At 32.7% G+C, this 16,886-nt stretch carries 15 protein-coding genes and 1 tRNA gene; 3 read left to right on the top strand and 13 right to left on the bottom strand.

The features are described from left to right. Positions 1 to 73: 73 nt before the first annotated feature. From Q0822_RS05050 to Q0822_RS05005, 10 genes are all read right to left on the bottom strand, one after another. Positions 74 to 985 (bottom strand): zinc ABC transporter substrate-binding protein, encoded by a 912-nt coding sequence (locus tag Q0822_RS05050; protein WP_299120970.1) that lies wholly within the window; start codon positions 983 to 985, stop codon positions 74 to 76. Positions 986 to 992: 7 nt separating this feature from the next. Beyond that, the gene (locus Q0822_RS05045) at positions 993 to 1,793 is read right to left on the bottom strand and encodes a transporter (protein WP_299120967.1); all 801 of its coding nucleotides are present in this window, start codon (positions 1,791 to 1,793) and stop codon (positions 993 to 995) included. After that, complete coding sequence (locus Q0822_RS05040) at positions 1,780 to 2,439, bottom strand: metal-dependent transcriptional regulator (protein ID WP_299120964.1); 660 nt, start codon at positions 2,437 to 2,439, stop codon at positions 1,780 to 1,782. Before Q0822_RS05040 ends, Q0822_RS05045 begins: the two co-directional genes overlap by 14 nt. Before the next feature lie 89 nt (positions 2,440 to 2,528). Then, positions 2,529 to 3,656: an efflux RND transporter periplasmic adaptor subunit gene (locus tag Q0822_RS05035; RefSeq protein ID WP_299120961.1), complete on the bottom strand. Its 1,128-nt coding sequence runs from the start codon at positions 3,654 to 3,656 to the stop codon at positions 2,529 to 2,531. 10 nt (positions 3,657 to 3,666) lie between these two features. Then, positions 3,667 to 8,004 carry a CusA/CzcA family heavy metal efflux RND transporter gene (locus Q0822_RS05030; protein ID WP_299120959.1) on the bottom strand — a complete coding sequence of 1,446 codons (4,338 nt, stop codon included), beginning with the start codon at positions 8,002 to 8,004 and terminating at the stop codon, positions 3,667 to 3,669. Positions 8,005 to 8,076: 72 nt separating this feature from the next. Further along, positions 8,077 to 8,475 carry a hypothetical protein gene (locus Q0822_RS05025; RefSeq protein WP_299120958.1) on the bottom strand — a complete coding sequence of 133 codons (399 nt, stop codon included), beginning with the start codon at positions 8,473 to 8,475 and terminating at the stop codon, positions 8,077 to 8,079. 103 nt (positions 8,476 to 8,578) lie between these two features. After that, positions 8,579 to 8,719, bottom strand: coding sequence for a FeoB-associated Cys-rich membrane protein (locus Q0822_RS05020; RefSeq protein ID WP_299120955.1), 141 nt, complete (start codon positions 8,717 to 8,719; stop codon positions 8,579 to 8,581). A 1-nt stretch (position 8,720) separates the two neighbouring features. Continuing rightward, positions 8,721 to 10,820 (bottom strand): ferrous iron transport protein B, encoded by a 2,100-nt coding sequence (feoB, locus tag Q0822_RS05015; RefSeq protein ID WP_299120952.1) that lies wholly within the window; start codon positions 10,818 to 10,820, stop codon positions 8,721 to 8,723. Further along, on the bottom strand, positions 10,813 to 11,046 hold the full coding sequence (locus Q0822_RS05010) for a FeoA family protein (RefSeq protein ID WP_299122260.1): 234 nt from the start codon (positions 11,044 to 11,046) through the stop codon (positions 10,813 to 10,815). Before Q0822_RS05010 ends, feoB begins: the two co-directional genes overlap by 8 nt. Positions 11,047 to 11,120: 74 nt before the next feature. Further along, positions 11,121 to 11,795, bottom strand: a complete 675-nt coding sequence (locus Q0822_RS05005; protein ID WP_299120949.1) for an SCO family protein — start codon at positions 11,793 to 11,795, stop codon at positions 11,121 to 11,123. 193 nt (positions 11,796 to 11,988) lie between these two features. Here Q0822_RS05005 and rseP point away from each other — a divergent pair, with 193 nt between their 5' ends. Both rseP and Q0822_RS04995 read left to right on the top strand, forming a co-directional pair. After that, complete coding sequence (rseP, locus tag Q0822_RS05000) at positions 11,989 to 13,329, top strand: RIP metalloprotease RseP (RefSeq protein WP_299120946.1); 1,341 nt, start codon at positions 11,989 to 11,991, stop codon at positions 13,327 to 13,329. A gap of 84 nt (positions 13,330 to 13,413) precedes the next feature. After that, positions 13,414 to 13,487, top strand: a tRNA-Asn gene (locus Q0822_RS04995). Positions 13,488 to 13,527: 40 nt separating this feature from the next. On the opposite strand, the gene Q0822_RS04990 is transcribed toward Q0822_RS04995, so the two are convergent. Next, positions 13,528 to 14,481 (bottom strand): NAD-dependent epimerase/dehydratase family protein, encoded by a 954-nt coding sequence (locus Q0822_RS04990; RefSeq protein WP_299120943.1) that lies wholly within the window; start codon positions 14,479 to 14,481, stop codon positions 13,528 to 13,530. A 172-nt stretch (positions 14,482 to 14,653) separates the two neighbouring features. Here Q0822_RS04990 and Q0822_RS04985 point away from each other — a divergent pair, with 172 nt between their 5' ends. After that, a complete protein-coding gene (locus tag Q0822_RS04985; protein ID WP_299120940.1) occupies positions 14,654 to 15,178 on the top strand; it encodes a hypothetical protein in 525 nt (174 codons plus the stop codon). 64 nt (positions 15,179 to 15,242) lie between these two features. Here Q0822_RS04985 and Q0822_RS04980 read toward each other — a convergent pair whose 3' ends face one another. Together Q0822_RS04980 and Q0822_RS04975 are read right to left on the bottom strand one after the other, a co-directional pair. Continuing rightward, positions 15,243 to 15,959 carry a hypothetical protein gene (locus Q0822_RS04980; RefSeq protein ID WP_299120938.1) on the bottom strand — a complete coding sequence of 239 codons (717 nt, stop codon included), beginning with the start codon at positions 15,957 to 15,959 and terminating at the stop codon, positions 15,243 to 15,245. Between the two features lie 99 nt (positions 15,960 to 16,058). Then, the gene (locus Q0822_RS04975; RefSeq protein ID WP_299120936.1) at positions 16,059 to 16,868 is read right to left on the bottom strand and encodes an NAD(P)H-binding protein; all 810 of its coding nucleotides are present in this window, start codon (positions 16,866 to 16,868) and stop codon (positions 16,059 to 16,061) included. Between the last annotated feature and the right edge of the window lie 18 nt (positions 16,869 to 16,886).

Here is a 16,886-nt window from a genome sequence, read left to right as displayed (position 1 = left end):
TTATTATTATAAAGAACTTGTCTTAGAATTTTATTTATAAGATTAACTGCTACGAATTTCAACTAAAAACCACTTACTGTAAACCAGTAACAATAGTTTTAATATTGTAGCGGTACATGCCAACATAAGTCCCTTCTAGTGTGCCCGCATTTCCTAAAGCATCTGAATAAAGTGTGCCTCCAATTTCAACATCATGCCCTTTAGATTTTACAGCTTCTTGTAAAGCTTCAATAGTTCGTTTTGGCACTGAACTTTCAATAAAAATAGCTTTGATATTATTTTCAATAATGAAAGCTGATAATTTTTGTACGTCTTGCACACCTGCCTCTGTAGCAGTGGATAGGCCTTGTAAGCCTACGACATTAAAATCGTATGCTTTTCCGAAATAATTAAAGGCGTCATGAGCTGTTACTAGTATCCTTTTTTCTGGCTGTAATGCATCAACAACACTTTGCACATCTTTCTTTAAAAAATCTAATTCTGTTAAATAGCGCTTTTCGTTAGCTCTAAATATTTCCGCGTTTTTCGGATCCTTTTCGCAGAGTACAATAGTAACTTTTTCTACAAATTGTTTAAAGAAGTCAATATTAAACCACACATGTGGATCGTAATTAGAGGCAAAATAATCTGAACCGATAAGTTGTTTTTTGTTGATTTCGCTTGCTAATGCAATTGGTGTTTTGTCTCCACTTCCCATTTTTTCAAAAATGTCTACAAGCTTACCCTCTAAATGTAAACCGTTATAAAAAATAATGTCAGCATCGACCAATTTTGAAACATCTCCTTCACTTGCTTTATATAGATGTGGATCAACACCTGAGCCCATCAGCCCTTGGAGGTTAATATGTTCACCTCCTATGTTTTTCACCAAATCGGTAATCATTGTAGTGGTGGTTACCACATTCAGTTTTCCGTCCTCTTTGTTAGTTTCATTTTTACAGCTAAAAATCAGTGTAATAGCTATTAATAATATTACTTTTCTCATATATCAATTATTTTTTACGCATTCTATAGCTTAATCCCATTCCTAATAATAAATCTTGCCCATCAGTAATACTTGTACCAGCATACAAATCAAATTGCAAATCGTTTGTTACTAAATATGTAAAGCCAGAATCCCAGTAATGATTGGCTGAGTTATCTTCAGGCAAATCTCCATATAACTCTATATAATACCCAAATTTGTCCGATAAACTGAGACCATAAGACACTGAGTAAATTGCGGCTGCTTCAGGTGAATCATTTCCCCATTGTGCCCCTATGTTATAACCAATACTTGATTTTTCACTTAAAGTATGAGATAAGGCGAGTCTAAAATCTACTCCAGTGTATTCTGGTCTAAAATCTTTAGAAGAACTAAATACTGGAAATATATGACCCATAAGTGCAATTTCTGGCATAGATCCCTGTTCTTCCAGAATATCAATTTTTAAACCTAATAATAATGGTGAAAGTCCACTTGTAATATCGTCTAATTGGTTTCCATTTAACTTAGTGGTGCCTTCAACAAAATCCCAGCCTAGTCGTAATTCCATATTATCGAGAATTCCGTAACGAATTAATGTAGTATTAAAAGTAAAAGTTTCGGACTTTATATTGTTATTTTTAAAAGCCTCATATAATCCACCAGTTTCAATCTGTAAAACACCCTTACCAACTGTAGAAGATGCCTCAGTAGCATCTGGTCTGTCTGTAACTAAGGCATCGACGTCACTATTTTCTTGTGAAAATGAAAATAATGCTGTTGCAAAAAACGCAATAGAAGAAATACTGTTTTTTTTAAGTAATTGCATTGACATAAATTAATGTTGAAAAATCTTCATTTAATAAAATTGTATGGTTTTCGATCCTAAGTTCAGTCATTTTATTTTTTATAAGTTGTTTAGACACTCTTACCTCATGTCCATATTTGAGTTTATGCTGTGCACAGAATTCAAAGAATTCCTTATCGTCACTCATCAATCTAGAAATGATATATGTTTTTCCTTCTTCTGCACTTGAAAGTGAAATGGAGGTGTCTGTTGTTGTAATTTCTCCATCTGAATTTGGAATAGGATCACCATGTGGATCGAATTTGGGATGGCCTAAATATGCACTGATTTTATTTGCTAATAAATCTGATGTCTGGTGCTCTAAAAGTTCTGCTTCTTTATGAATATCATGAAGTGACATATCGAACATTTTAAATAAGAATGCTTCCCAAAGACGATGTTTTCTTACAATATTCAAGGCCATTTTTTTACCTTTCTCTGTAAGTTGCAATTCTTGATATTTTTGGTAATGTAGTAATTCTTTTACAGCTAGTTTTTTAGCCATATCGGTGGCAGCTGCATTAGAAATCCCTAGCTTCTTTGCAATATTTCCAGGTTTGGTATCTCTAGCATCGTGAGAATTGTTATTGTAAATAGCCTTTACAAAATTTTCAATGGCGATTGACATTTTTATTAGCTTTAATTAAATTTTAAGCTTACTTAAATATTTTTCAAATGTAGCTAAATAATTCAAAAAGTGCAACCAATTGTTGATGCTTATTCCATATTGATTAAGTTAAACGCGCCATTTACCAAAAATTTATCCGTAGAATTTAAGTTTGTATCATTTATTTCTGAGAAACCATTGTAAGAGGTGCCTTTTTTAATTTTGACCTGTTTAAAAAAGTAACTATCATTTGTTTCTTCATCTAGTAATAATGCATAATAATTGTCATCAGATTCCACTAATGCATCTTCAGGTAATGCTATTGAATTTCTTGTATCTGTAATGATTTTGGCATTGACAAACATACCTGTTAAAAAATGTTGTGATTCATCTAATGGATGTGCATGTACTTTTATAGTTCTGTTTTCGTCAATAGAAGTCCCAACTAAATGTACTATTGCTTCATAAGATTTCTCTGAAGCTTCAGGAATACTAAAACTAATCTTTTGGTCTTTTTTTATGTTCAAAATGTCCTTTTCAAAAACCGATAATTCAATATGGATATGACTATTATCAATAATCTCTAATATTGAAGTTGAAGGAGATACGTATGTGCCTTTAGAAACGTTAACTTCGGTAATGCTGCCACCAATTGGTGCGTACAAATTAACTACTGAAGTGATATTGCCTTGCTCTACACTTGTTGGATTAATGTTTAACAGAGTCAGCTGCTTTCTAAGACCATTATATTTTGCAGTTGCTGTTTTATATTCGCTTTCTGCTTTTAAAAATACTTTTTGAGAAATGATGTTCTCTTTAAACATGATGCTTTGGCGTTCATATTCTGACTTTAGATAATTGAGCTGTTCCTTTATTTCCATGTATTCTTGTTGCATTTCTACAAATTCTGGATTTTCAATAGTCACCAATTTTTGACCTTTCTTTACAACATCACCAACTAATAGTGGAATCGTTTTTATATAACCACCAGTTATCGAGTTAACCACAGCCTTATTTTCTGGTGGGACATCAATCATACCATTCACTTTTATACTCATAGGAAATGCCTCATCCTCAATGCTTCCTAACTGCATATTATTTTGTTTAAACTGTTCTTTAGAAACAATGATACGGTCATCGGTCTGTTGACTATTAATTTTGGTTTCGTTGTTAGAATTTCTACATCCAAGAATAGTGAGAACACTACTTAATACAACAATTTTATATATAGGTTTCATAAGACTTATTTTATAAGGTTAAATAATTGATAGTTATAACGCTTTGGTTGTAATTATTCAGACTTTCGAGATGTTTTAATTGAATATCGTACGCATTTTCTAGACTTAGAATATATTGGTAAAAATCAATCTCACCATTTTTGAAGCTACTATTGGCCGTTTTTAATATCTCATTTGAGAGATTAGCACCTTCTTTTTCATAGTAGTCTAAAGCTTTCTGATGTTGATTTAATTGAGATAGTAATACATCTTGTTTGGTATTAAATTGAATTTTATAATTCTCAAATTCTTCTATCGCAATAGCCTTAGCAATTTTTGAAGCTTTTATTTTTGATGACTTACCCATAAATAGTAATGGAATTTTTAGTCCTATTTGATAACCATATAAGTTGGTTTTTATGCCTGAATTGCTACCTTGAAAATACTCTAAACTTATATCTGGAAGTAGTTTTTGCTTTTCTAAACGACGCTTAGACTCTAGTAGCGCAATCGAATTTGAGTAAAAAGCTAACTCCGGACTCTCATTCCTATTTATAATATCCAAGGACACTTTTGGTAATGGTATAATGGCAACGTCTATACTATCTTTACTTTGAATCGTGCTCATTAAATGATTGTAAGCTATGGCCACATCTTCTTTGGCTTTCAGGAAATCGAGATTAACTTGTCGATGTTTAGATTTTGCCGTAATTTTTTCCAAATAATTGGTTTCACCCAACTCAAAACGCCTTTGAGCAACACTAGAAAAATTTTGATACAAACTATCTAGTTTTAGATAAATCTGTTCTTTTTGTACCGCATATAAATAAGTGTAATAATAAGAAGTAACTTCACGTTTCAGTGCTTTTTCTCTAATAGCGTAACTCGTAGTCTCTAAATTATGACTCTCTTTATTCAGTTTTTTTTGTGAAGAATAAACCGTTGGAAACAGAAAATCTTGTTGTATGCCAAATACTCGAATAGGTTCATTATTAATAGCAATATTATTTTGATCGTAACTGTAATAGAGTTGTGTCTTATCAAAGTCGAATGCACTATTGATAAGTGCATGAGAATGCTCAACCTTTAACCTGCTGGCATTCAATCTTGCATTGTTTTCAGTAGTAATTGTTATAAGATTTTCAAGTGTTTTCGGATTTTCTTGCCCATAAGAATGCATCGAAAATAATCCGATTAAAGCTAATATTGTAGATAATAAAGTCTTATTAGAGTTATGGTTTTTACCCTTAGTACTGACACGATTAAAGTACGAATAGAGTACGGGTAAAACGACGAGTGTGAGTAACGTTGCAGTAACTAATCCTCCAATAACAACGGTTGCAAGAGGTCTTTGTACTTCTGCACCGGCATTTGTAGAAATTGCCATTGGCAAGAAACCCAAAGCAGCCGCAGAAGCGGTTAACAAGACAGCTCGAAGACGGTCTTTAGTACCTTGTTTAATTAATGTCTCCATATCTTTAATTCCTTTATGTTTTAATTCTTTAAAATGCTCAATAAGTACAATACCGTTAAGCACAGCGATACCGAATAAGGCGATAAAACCTACACCTGCTGAAATACTAAAGGGCATATCTCTAATCCATAATAATAAAACACCTCCAACTGCAGAGAGTGGAATGGCAGAGAATATAAGAAGTGCGTCCTTAATAGAATTAAAAGCAAAATAGAGCATTATAAAAATAAGTATGAGGGCTATTGGTACTGCAATTAATAGTCTCGTTTTAGCAGTTTGCAAATTTTCGAACTGGCCACCATATGAGATATTATAGCCAACAGGTAAATCTATGTGTTTATTAATAAGATTTTGAATATCCGTAACTACAGATTCTAAATCTCGATTTCTAACATTAACACCTACTACGACCCGTCTTTTCGTGTCATCTCTAGAAATTTTGGCGGCTCCTTTTTGATAAGTGATTTCAGCCAATTCACTCATTGGTATTTTGCCTCCATTGGGTAAATCGATATAAAAATTTTTAATGTTATCAATGTTTTTGCGCTTTGCTTCATCTAATCTAACTACAAGGTCAAAACGTTTTTCTCCTTCATAAACACTACCAACGGTTTTACCAGCAAATCCCATGGATAACATCGTATTTAAGTTTTCAATATTGAGTCCGTAGCGCGCTACCTTTGCACGATTATATTTAACGCTCATTTGAGGTAAACCATCAATTTTTTCAACTACAATATCTGCAGCACCTTCAACATTTTCAATCAATGATTTTATTTCACTTCCTTTTTTGGTGAGTATACTGAGATCATCGCCAAAAATTTTTATCGCAATATCTGCTCTTACACCAGTAATAAGTTCATTAAACCGCATTTCTATCGGCTGCGTAAATTCCACTTCCATACCTGGAATAATGGCTAGTGCTTCTTTAAATCTATTAGCAAGTTCATCTTTAGAGGATGCTGATACCCATTCTCCTTTTGGCTTTAGCGTAATAATGACATCACTTTCTTCCATAGACATGGGGTCTGTCGGTACTTCGGCAGCACCAATCCTAGTAACGACTTGTTTCACCTCTGGGAAATTTTCGATTAAGATGTTTTCGATATTAGTGGTAATTTCTACCGTTTTACTCAATGAAGTTCCTGTTTTAAGTACAGGTTGTATGACAAAATCGCCTTCGTCTAAAGTAGGTACAAACTCGCCTCCCATGTTAACAAATAAATAGATTGAACCAGCTAATAACAAGGTAGCAATCACTAGAACTAGTTTCTTACTCTGTAACGCCCAATGAATGGTTGGAGCGTAAATCGCATTAATCCATTGCATTAGTCGAACTGAAATATTTTTCTCTGAAGATTTTGATGGTTTCAAAAACAATGAAGCCACTACAGGCACGTAAGTAAAACATAGCAACATGGCGCCAATTAATGCGAAACTAAAGGTTAATGCCATGGGTCTAAACATTTTCCCTTCAACACCACTTAAAGAAAGAATAGGAATAAAAACAATGAGAATTATAAGTTGACCAAAGATGGCCGAATTCATCATTTTCGAAGCACCTTCAAAAGTAACTTTATCCTTAAATGCTTGTACTTCATGTTTGCTAAGCGCAGAAATTTCGGACTGCTTTCTTGTAATCTGAAATGCTATAAATTCAACTATAATAACGGCTCCGTCAATGATAATCCCAAAGTCAATTGCACCTAAACTCATTAAATTGGCATCAACACCAAACATATTCATTAATGCTATTGCGAATAGTAAACACAATGGTATAACAGACGCTACAACTAAACCAGAACGCCAATTACCCAGGAGCAAAACCACTACAAAAATCACAATGAGACATCCTAAAATAAGGTTTTCAGTAACGGTAAAGGTTGTTTTGGCAATTAATTCACTTCGGTCTAAAAAGGCATTGATATAGACACCTTTAGGTAAAGATTTAGAAATGGAAGTTACACGTTCCTGTACAGCCTCTATCACTTGTTTTGAGTTGGCACCTTTAAGCATCATTACTTGCCCTAAGACTTTCTCACCTTCACCATTACCAGTAATCGCACCAAAACGTGTTGCGTATCCAAAACCCACTTCTGCTAAATCTTTTACATAGATTGGTACACCTGAATTGTTTTTAATAACAATATTGCCTATATCCTCTAAAGAAGTGACTAGTCCATCACCACGAATAAAGTAAGCTTGGTTTACTTTTTCAATATAACCTCCACCAGCAACACTATTATTCATCTGAAGAGCATTAAAAACTTCTTGAGCAGTAATATTCATTGCATTCAGTTTGTCAGTATTTATAGCGACTTCATACTGTTTTAAAAATCCGCCCCAAGTATTAACTTCTACCACACCAGGTATACCCGATAATTGTCTTTTTACAATCCAGTCTTGTATGGTTCGAAGGTCTTCTGCGGTATAATCACCCTTATACTCTGGTTTTACATCTAATACGTATTGATAGATTTCGCCAAGTCCAGTGGTTATTGGTCCCATTTCTGGTGTTCCAAATCCATCTGGTATTTTTTCTGAAGCCGATTTTATTTTCTCAGCAATAAGTTGACGCGGCAGGTAGGTGCCAATGTCGTCATCGAATACAATGGTCACTACTGATAAACCGAATTTTGAAACAGATCGAATTTCTCGAACTCCAGGTAAGTTTGCCATTTCTAATTCTACAGGATAGGTTATAAACTGTTCCATATCTTGTGTAGAAAGATTTCGAGATGTAGTTATAACTTGCACTTGGTTATTGGTAATATCTGGCACAGCTCCAATAGGGATTTGAGAAAGTGAATACATTCCAAACCCTACAATAAATAAGGTAAATAGAAGAATAATAAACTTATTCCGTAAGCTGAATTTTATAATATATGATAGCATAATTCATAGATAAAAATAGTGTCAACTCATTTTATAATGAGCTGTTATAAACAAAATTTGAAAAGAAATGAATTAGGCCTGTTTGGGTGGCTGTAGCTGTTTTTCTTCGTACAATGACGAATAAAAATTGAAGTAACGAAAATTGAATTCTGTTGAGTCTAAGGTTTCAATTTCACCTGAATATATAGGTGTTTGATGGGGTAAAAAAGCAATTACAGTTGAGAAATGACCTTGACACTGAAAAGGTAATTGTTCATGATCTTTTTGTTCTTCTTGATGATTTTTACTGTGTTCTGTTTTTAATTCTCCATAATGTTTTGATAAGAAAACCAAAAAATTATCACCATATTCCTGTTTGTGAAATTGGGCATGTTCAATCAATTCGTCAAATTGCAGAATATCATCTGTTCCAATATTGAAACTCTGTATAAGCATTAGCGCAGAAAGTGGTATGGCAAATAATTTACTCATTACTACAAATTTAGTAAATTTTTGAATTGAAAAAACTTTAGTTTAAGAATGTTGATTTGAAGCCAAGAAGACTAGAAATTCTATTCTCTTTTTTTAAGTGATTTTAATGACAACCGCAATCATCATCATTTCCACAAGCTTTTGAAGCTGTTTTTTTAGAGGTCCAAATAAACTTTCTTACCAAGAAAAGTAGAGCAAGAGCTAAAGCAGTAAAAACTAATATGTTTTGAATAATGGTGTTCATGCTATTTTAATACTTGAAAAGCAATTAAAGCTACAATATACGCAAAAGCACTCATAATAACTAGTTGATACATTGGCCATTTCCATGAGTTAGTTTCACGTTTTACTATGGCTAATGTACTCATACATTGCATGGCAAAGGCATAAAATAACAGTAAGGATATACCAGAGGCAAAGTTAAATAAAGGTCCACCTAGAATAGGATTTACTTCACCTGCCATTCTATTTTTAATAGTTTCTTCTTCGTCGCTCCCAACGCTATATATAGTTGCGAGTGTGCCAACAAACACTTCGCGTGCAGCAAAAGAACTAACTATGGCAATTCCAATTTTCCAATCGTAACCTAGTGGTCTAATCACAGGTTCAATTGCATGTCCAGCAATACCAATAAAGGAATGTTCTAACTTATGAGATTCAATTTTTTGGTGTAATTCGTCTTGAGTTAAATTCTCTGAAGCATATTGTTCAGTTACAATACTTTGGGCATTATTAAAATTTTCTCCTGGTCCGTAAGAAGCTAAAAACCATAGTACGATGGAAATAGCAAGAATGATTTTACCAGCACCAAATACAAACGATTTTGTTTTTTCTAGAACAGTTAATACCACATTTTTTAACATAGGTAATTTGTAGTTTGGCATCTCTACAACAAAAAAGGTCTTGCTTCTTATTTTAAGCACTTTATTTAAAATCCAAGCCGATCCTACGGCTGCAGCAAAACCAATAAGATAGAGTAACATTAAGGTTAAAGGCTGATAACCTAAACCAAAAAAACGACCTTCAGGAATTACCAATTCTATGATTATTAAATACACTGGTAAACGAGCAGAACATGTAGTAAAAGGTGTTACCAGTATAGTAATTAAACGCTCTTTCCAGCTTTCTATATTACGTGTTGCCATAATTGCCGGAATAGCACACGCAGTTCCTGAAATTAAAGGTACAACACTCTTCCCACTGAGCCCAAAACGTCGCATTATTCGGTCCATTAAAAACACCACACGACTCATATAACCGCTTTCTTCTAGAATAGCAATGAATAGAAATAAAAATGCAATTTGCGGAATAAAGATGACGATACCTCCAAGTCCAGGAATAATGCCTTCTGCAATTAAATCGGTGAACGCACCTTGTGGCATAATATTTTTAGTCCATTCACTTAAAGAAGCAAATGCACCATCAATAAGCTCCATAGGCACTTGAGCCCAATCGTAAATAGCTTGAAAGATGGTCAATAAAATAACACCAAAAATTAAATAACCCCAAACTTTGTGAGTGAGCACTCTATCTAGTTTTATACGAAGATCTTTTGCTGAATTAAGATCTATAGTTTGTCCTTTTTTTAGAGTCTCATTAATAAACTGATAGCGTTTTATAGTTTCCTTTTGTTGGAGTCGTTTTAAATCGCCTTTAGCTTTAGTTTTAAAATTAGATACTGCATCAATGGTTTTTCTGTCTGTTTTGCCAAAGTTGACATCTTGGGTAATGACTAACCAAAGCTTATACAAGAGTTGATTTGGAAATGCTTTTTTAAGATTGGTAAAATACTCTGTATCTATAGATGATGCATTTAAACATGGCTTTATAGATAAGTCTTTATAATTAGTAATTAGCTCTTTTAATTCTGCAATACCATGTTTTTTGCGTGTACTGATTAACGCAATTTTTGTCTCGAGTTGCTCTTCTAAATAATCTATATCTAACGAAATACCCTTGTATTTCATTCTATCAGACATATTAATAACCAAAATCGTTGGTATCTCTAAGTCTTTTATTTGCGTAAATAAAAGTAAATTTCTTTTTAGATTTTCAACATCACTCACCACAACCGCAACATCTGGAAAATCTTTATCATTTTTGTTTAGGAGAAGCTCTATAACCACATTTTCATCAAGTGATGAAGCATTTAAACTATAGGTTCCAGGTAAATCGATGATATGTGCTTTTACACCACGAGGTAATTTACAAATGCCTTCTTTTTTTTCGACAGTTATACCTGGATAGTTACCTACTTTTTGATTAAGACCAGTCAATGCATTAAATACAGATGTTTTTCCTGTATTTGGGTTTCCAATAAGAGCAACATTGATCTGCTTAGCCATTGACAGTTTCTATTAAAATATGAATAGCAGTTTCTTTTCTTATTGCTAAATGAGAACCATTAATATTAAGATACATAGGGTCTGCAAAAGGTGCAACTTGAACCAATTCTACAGAATTACCTGGTAAACATCCCATTTCGAGAAGTTTCAAAGGAATATGAACAGAGGACACATCAGTAATAATGCCTTGTTGCCCACGTTTTAGTTCTGCTAATGTCAAGCCTATTCTTATTTAGATTGATTTTAAAGAAGCAAAAGTAAGTTAAAATTTCAACTGGTTAAAACCATTTTTGGAAGAATTTATGATTCTGCTTTTAATATCTCAATATCTTCTAACAGTTTTTTAATATCCTCAGATTTAGTACCATCATAAAAACCCCTAATTTGACGTTTCTTATCGATGAGCATAAAATTTTCGGTATGAATCATATCATATTCATCACCATTACCATCTGTTTTAACAGCTAGATAGCTTTTTCTAGCAAGTGCGTAGATTTGCTTTTTATCTCCTGTTACTAAATTCCATTTTCTGTCTATAACACCTTTCTCTTTGGCGTATTTTTTTAACTGAGCTACACTATCAATCTTTGGTGTTACAGAATGTGATAGCAACATAACGTCATCATCACTTATAATCTCTTTTTGAATTTGATACATATGGTCTGTCATTATTGGGCAAATGGTTTGACATGTTGTAAAGAAGAAGTCGGCCACATAGATTTTGTCTTTGTAGGTGTTTTGAGTTATGGTTTCTCCATTTTGGTTGGTTAAATTAAAATCTGCAATCTTGTGATATTTCTGCTGATGCTGAATTGTACTATCTACCAATTCTTCGCTCACCATAGCAGGTTGGTATATAGGTAAAGGCTTCTTTACATTTAGAATATTGTAAATTATTGCAATAATAATGATACAAAGCAATGAGAAGAATATTCCGAAGTTTTTATAACCTTTAAAAAATGAAAGAAAAGACATTATAATTATGTTGAAAATTTGAATTGCAAAGGTACGACCCAAGCTATTTTTCTTGAACTTTTTTAACAGAAATATGATGATTTAATCTAAAGATTAATAAATCGATGTTAAAAATAAATCGAATAGAAATACAATAGTTTTCTAAATGCCTTGAAAAGATTACTTTTGTCAATCGAAATTTGAAAATGACTACATGGAATTTGTAATAAAAATATCCCAATTCTTACTAAGCTTATCCTTACTTATTGTATTACATGAGTTAGGACACTTTATACCTGCAAAACTTTTTAAAACTAAAGTCGAAAAATTTTACCTCTTTTTTGATGTCAAGTTTTCACTATTTAAAAAGAAGATTGGAGAAACCGAATATGGTATTGGTTGGTTACCACTTGGTGGTTATGTGAAAATTGCAGGAATGATTGATGAGAGTATGGATAAGGAGCAAATGGCACAACCGCCACAACCTTGGGAATTCCGCTCTAAACCTGCATGGCAACGTCTTATTATTATGTTAGGTGGTGTAACGGTTAATTTTATTTTAGCCTATGTAATTTTTGTATTTGTATCATTTGTATATGGTGATACTGATATAAAGATAGATAGTTTAAAAGGCGGTTATTTGGTTGAGAACCAAGTACTTTTAGATTCTGGGTTTAAAACAGGTGATAAAGTATTAGCAATTAATGACCAAGCCATTGAAAAAGATTCTGAAATAGGTCAGTATATTATTGGTGCTGAACAAATTACTGTTGATAGACAAGGAGAGAAGAAAATCATTGATCTTCCCGAGAATTTTTTAGGGCAATTATCTGATGAAGGGAGTAGAAATCTGTTTAGATACCGCTATCCTTTTATTGTAGAGTCTGTACCAGATTCTTCGGCTAATGCTTCAGCCGATATACAAAGAGGTGATGTTATCTTAAGTCTAAACGGTAAAAAGCTTGATTATTTTGATGAGTTTGAAGCTGAATTAAAAGATCTTAAAGGACAAAAGGTCAGGGCAGAAATATTAAGAGATGAGAGTACCCTGACAAGAGAATTAAGCGTTTCTCAAGAAGGTAAGCTGAATATTTTTAGACTCATTGATGCTAAGCGTTTTACTGAGCTTGGATACTACGATGTTACCAGACGAGAATATAGTTTTGGCGAAAGTTTTGCAGCTGGTGGACGTAAGTTTAAATCTACAATAGTTAACTATTTTTCTCAACTTAAGGCGATTTTTAACCCAAAGACAGGAGCTTATAAAGGTCTTGGTGGATTTAAGGCCATTTATGATATATTTCCAGATTTTTGGAGCTGGGAAGCTTTTTGGAAACTAACAGCCTTTTTATCTATAATGCTTGCGGTCTTAAACTTATTGCCAATTCCAGCTTTAGATGGAGGACATGTTATGTTTTTACTGTATGAAATTATTTCTGGTCGTAAACCAAGTGAAAAATTCTTAGAGCGTGCTCAAATTGTGGGATTCTTTATTTTAATAGCACTAGTGTTATTTGCTAATGGTAATGATATTTTTAAAGCAGTAACCAAATAATTTTACTTCAAAAAAATTGAAGTTTGGTATTGTAGAGATTAAAAATAATTTTATATTTGCGCTCGCTAAGGCGAAAAAAGATATTCCTTCTTAGCTCAGTTGGTTAGAGCATCTGACTGTTAATCAGAGGGTCCTTGGTTCGAGCCCAAGAGAAGGAGCAAAAAAAACCGATATGAAAGTATCGGTTTTTTTGTTTTTTTATGAATTATACTTCTTTCTCAATTGTTTTAGCATCTCAGAAGTCATTTCCTTTAGATTATAATCGTGCTGCCAATTCCAATCCTTTCTTGCAACACTATCATCAATTGAGGATGGCCAACTATCTGCAATGGCTTGTCTAAAATCTGGCTTATAACTCATAGAAAACTCTGGCATCTTAGCTTTAATACTTTCAAAAATTTCTTTTGGAGTAAAGCTGATTGCGGAGAGGTTATATGCTGAGCGTATAGTTAAATTTTCAGCCGGTGCTTCCATAATTTTCGTAGTTGCTTTTATAGCATCTTCCATAAACATCATTGGTAAGCTTGTGTTTTCAGATAAGAAAGACTCATACTTTCCTGTTTTTATAGCTTCATGGTAAATTTCTACAGCATAATCGGTAGTACCACCTCCAGGCATAGCCTTATAGCTTATAATACCTGGATAACGTATGCTGCGCACGTCTACATCATATTTGTTATGGTAGTATTCGCACCAACGTTCACCCACTTGTTTAGTAATACCATAAACCGTAGTAGGTTCGCAAATAGTGTGTTGAGGTGTATTTTCACTAGGTGTGGTGGGACCAAAAACAGCAATACTACTTGGCCAGAAAATTTTATCTATAGTTTTTTGCTTTGCTAAATTGAGCACATGGAACAAGGAATTCATATTCAAATCCCAAGCTTCCATTGGGTACTTTTCGCCAGTTGCACTCAATAATGCAGCCATTAAGTAAACAGTCTTTACATTATTTTGCAAGCAACAATCCTTAATGGCATTATAATTTTTTGCATCTATAATTTCAAAGGGCCCAGAATTAACCAAATCTAAATTTCTAGTATTAATATCGCTGGCAATAACATTAGTTACACCATGAATTTCTCTAAGTTTTGTAGTTAATTCAGTTCCTATTTGCCCACAGGCACCAATAATTAATATTTTTGAAGACATTTATTTAAATTAGGTTATTCGCAAAAATAGCAAGAATTTCGCTGTATTAATATTAAATTTTTTAGAAAAAACACCATTCTGTTGCGATGTTTACAATGAAATAATTCTTGAGTTTATATAATAGAATTTCAAAATAATAGTTTAATTATATTTACAAGCAAATAAGTAACTCATGAAAATTGGATTTTACGTTTTAAGTATATTTTGTTTTGTCTTCTTAAGTTGTGGTGACGATAAAAGCACTGTGGAAGTTGTAGAGACGGAAAAAACGAATCAAAAACCAATTATTACTGAAAAAGCTATTGAGAATTTTGAATATAAGGACTATGCGCTTAGTTCAGAAAGCGAAGATGCAATTGCCGAATGGGAAAACTATCAAGAACTGGCAATTCAAATTAGCTATTTAAAAAAGGCTGATTTATCATTTTTTAATAGTGATAAGGAAGAATTGAAAGAGTTTATTAACGATTTTAAAACAGCAACTCCAAAGCAGTTTCTTGTCAATCCTATTATATCTAGAACGGCAATTTTAGAAACTATGCTTTTAAAATTAAATGAAAACTTAACCTTAGATAATATAGATGGAGCTGATAAATTGCAAAGTGTTAAAGAGGTGCTAGTAGCATTTTCTAATCTTAATTATCAAATAAATAAAAAATTAGAATACGATTATTATAATAAAATTAAGGCCGAATAATAAAGCAATTATATAAAAAAATGGAGCTCAGTGAGCTCCATTTTTTTTATAAATTAATTAGATTTTAATTCTTTTTTTCAGTAGCAGTTTGTTTTGCTAGCTGTGCTTTTTGAGATTCTAAAGCTTGTCGACTAACTTTTGCTAAATTAAAATTAGGATCAATAGCCAAGGCATCGTTCATTAATTTTAGAGCCGCATCGATATTAGTTTCTTTATTTTCAGAAAATGTCAATAAACCCTTTAAATAATGTAAAGCTGCTTTCATTGAAGTTTCATAAGGTTGTTGCGACTCATAGAACGCACGCTTCATATCATCCTTTACGTTAGTTAGTGCATAATCTATATTTAGTTTTGCGCCTGGCAAATCATTGGTCTGAATTTTCATATCGGCCATATCGTATGCTAAATACACATTTGGATTACGCTTATAAAGCACTTCGTAATGTTCTAAAGCCATTTTTGGCTGATTAAGATTTTTTAATGCTAAGGCTTTTACTTCAACATTCATATCAGAATCTGTAGCATTTTTTTCTACTCCAATAGTGTTTAAAGCTTGCATATATTGTCCTTCAGAAAGGTATATATAAGCCAAAGTGTCTTTGCGAGCTACAGAAGGCTCTAAAACATCGAGATGTGTCATGGCATTGATAATACCTTGTATATCACCTTGTTTTTTCATTTGTTTGTAATATGCTTCGTAATGTTTTTTCAAATCTGCATTAGTCTGTGCAAAAACGCTTACCGAAAATAGCATAAGAACTGCAATTGTAATCTGTTTCATTTTATTCTTGTTTATTAGTACTTAGATTGTTATTTCAAAAATTTAAAGGGCTAAAACTATAAAAATTAATAGAAAATGGTCTTAAAAATCTATTAATTTCTATGGTGCTTGTTTAAAGGTATAGTTCAAAAGCTGTACCAATTTGGTGCTATCAATTATTTTTCCTTTACTTTTTTCTGCTGAATTAAATTCTGGTAAGGACAAATCATGAAGTTTACAAAACTCAGAATAGTATTCTTTTTTGTTGGGATGTTTTGGGTATGAAGCGTTTAACGCTATACTCCAAAGTTGATTTTTTATAATTGCAGTGATAATTTGAATACAATCTTCTTTATGTATTAAATTAATGGGAGCATCTGGATTTGAAACCCCTGTTTTACCAGACAAATATTTTGCAGGATGCCTATCTTTATCAAATAAGCCACTAAAACGCAAAATGGTAGTATTAAAATTAGAGTTATTTTGAAGCTTTTGTTCAATTTCGATAAGTTGTTTAGAGCTATTTGATGTTGCGTTAGGAGCTGTTAAATCTGTTATTATCGGAAAATGAGATTCATCTTTAAAAACTGAAGTTGAACTCACATAAAGTACATTCTCAACGCGATGAGCTTCAATTGCTTTAATGAGATGCGATAACTCGGCGACATGATTTTTATCTGTATTGCGTCTTAAACCAGGTGGAATATTAATAATAACTATTTCACTTCCTTTTAAACATTCAGAATAATTTCCAGAAATACCATCTTCATTTAAGCGAATTATAAAACCTTCAATGGCATGTTTTTTTAATAATTCTAACTTGTTTTCTGAAGTTGTGGAACCTCTAACCTTAAATCCTTCATCAATTAGAAATGTAGCTAAAGGAAGCCCAAGCCAACCACAACCAATGACACTAATTTGTTTTTTCAAGTTAAAAGGTTAAATATG

The sequence above is a fragment of the uncultured Winogradskyella sp. genome (assembly GCF_947496485.1).
In the GTDB taxonomy this organism is placed as follows: domain Bacteria; phylum Bacteroidota; class Bacteroidia; order Flavobacteriales; family Flavobacteriaceae; genus Winogradskyella.
Note: the sequence above shows the minus strand (reverse complement) of the source record. Positions and strands in the feature narration are given on the sequence as shown.

Bases quoted from the DNA above. Each gene is read 5' to 3' on its own strand.
- Q0822_RS05050 (WP_299120970.1), bottom strand. From the start codon at position 985: ATGAGAAAAGTAATATTATTAATAGCTATTACACTGATTTTTAGCTGT.
- Q0822_RS05045 (WP_299120967.1), bottom strand. From the start codon at position 1,793: ATGCAATTACTTAAAAAAAACAGTATTTCTTCTATTGCGTTTTTTGCA.
- Q0822_RS05040 (WP_299120964.1), bottom strand. From the start codon at position 2,439: ATGTCAATCGCCATTGAAAATTTTGTAAAGGCTATTTACAATAACAAT.
- Q0822_RS05035 (WP_299120961.1), bottom strand. From the start codon at position 3,656: ATGAAACCTATATATAAAATTGTTGTATTAAGTAGTGTTCTCACTATT.
- Q0822_RS05030 (WP_299120959.1), bottom strand. From the start codon at position 8,004: ATGCTATCATATATTATAAAATTCAGCTTACGGAATAAGTTTATTATT.
- Q0822_RS05025 (WP_299120958.1), bottom strand. From the start codon at position 8,475: ATGAGTAAATTATTTGCCATACCACTTTCTGCGCTAATGCTTATACAG.
- Q0822_RS05020 (WP_299120955.1), bottom strand. From the start codon at position 8,719: ATGAACACCATTATTCAAAACATATTAGTTTTTACTGCTTTAGCTCTT.
- feoB (WP_299120952.1), bottom strand. From the start codon at position 10,820: ATGGCTAAGCAGATCAATGTTGCTCTTATTGGAAACCCAAATACAGGA.
- Q0822_RS05005 (WP_299120949.1), bottom strand. From the start codon at position 11,795: ATGTCTTTTCTTTCATTTTTTAAAGGTTATAAAAACTTCGGAATATTC.
- rseP (WP_299120946.1), top strand. From the start codon at position 11,989: ATGGAATTTGTAATAAAAATATCCCAATTCTTACTAAGCTTATCCTTA.
- Q0822_RS04990 (WP_299120943.1), bottom strand. From the start codon at position 14,481: ATGTCTTCAAAAATATTAATTATTGGTGCCTGTGGGCAAATAGGAACT.
- Q0822_RS04985 (WP_299120940.1), top strand. From the start codon at position 14,654: ATGAAAATTGGATTTTACGTTTTAAGTATATTTTGTTTTGTCTTCTTA.
- Q0822_RS04980 (WP_299120938.1), bottom strand. From the start codon at position 15,959: ATGAAACAGATTACAATTGCAGTTCTTATGCTATTTTCGGTAAGCGTT.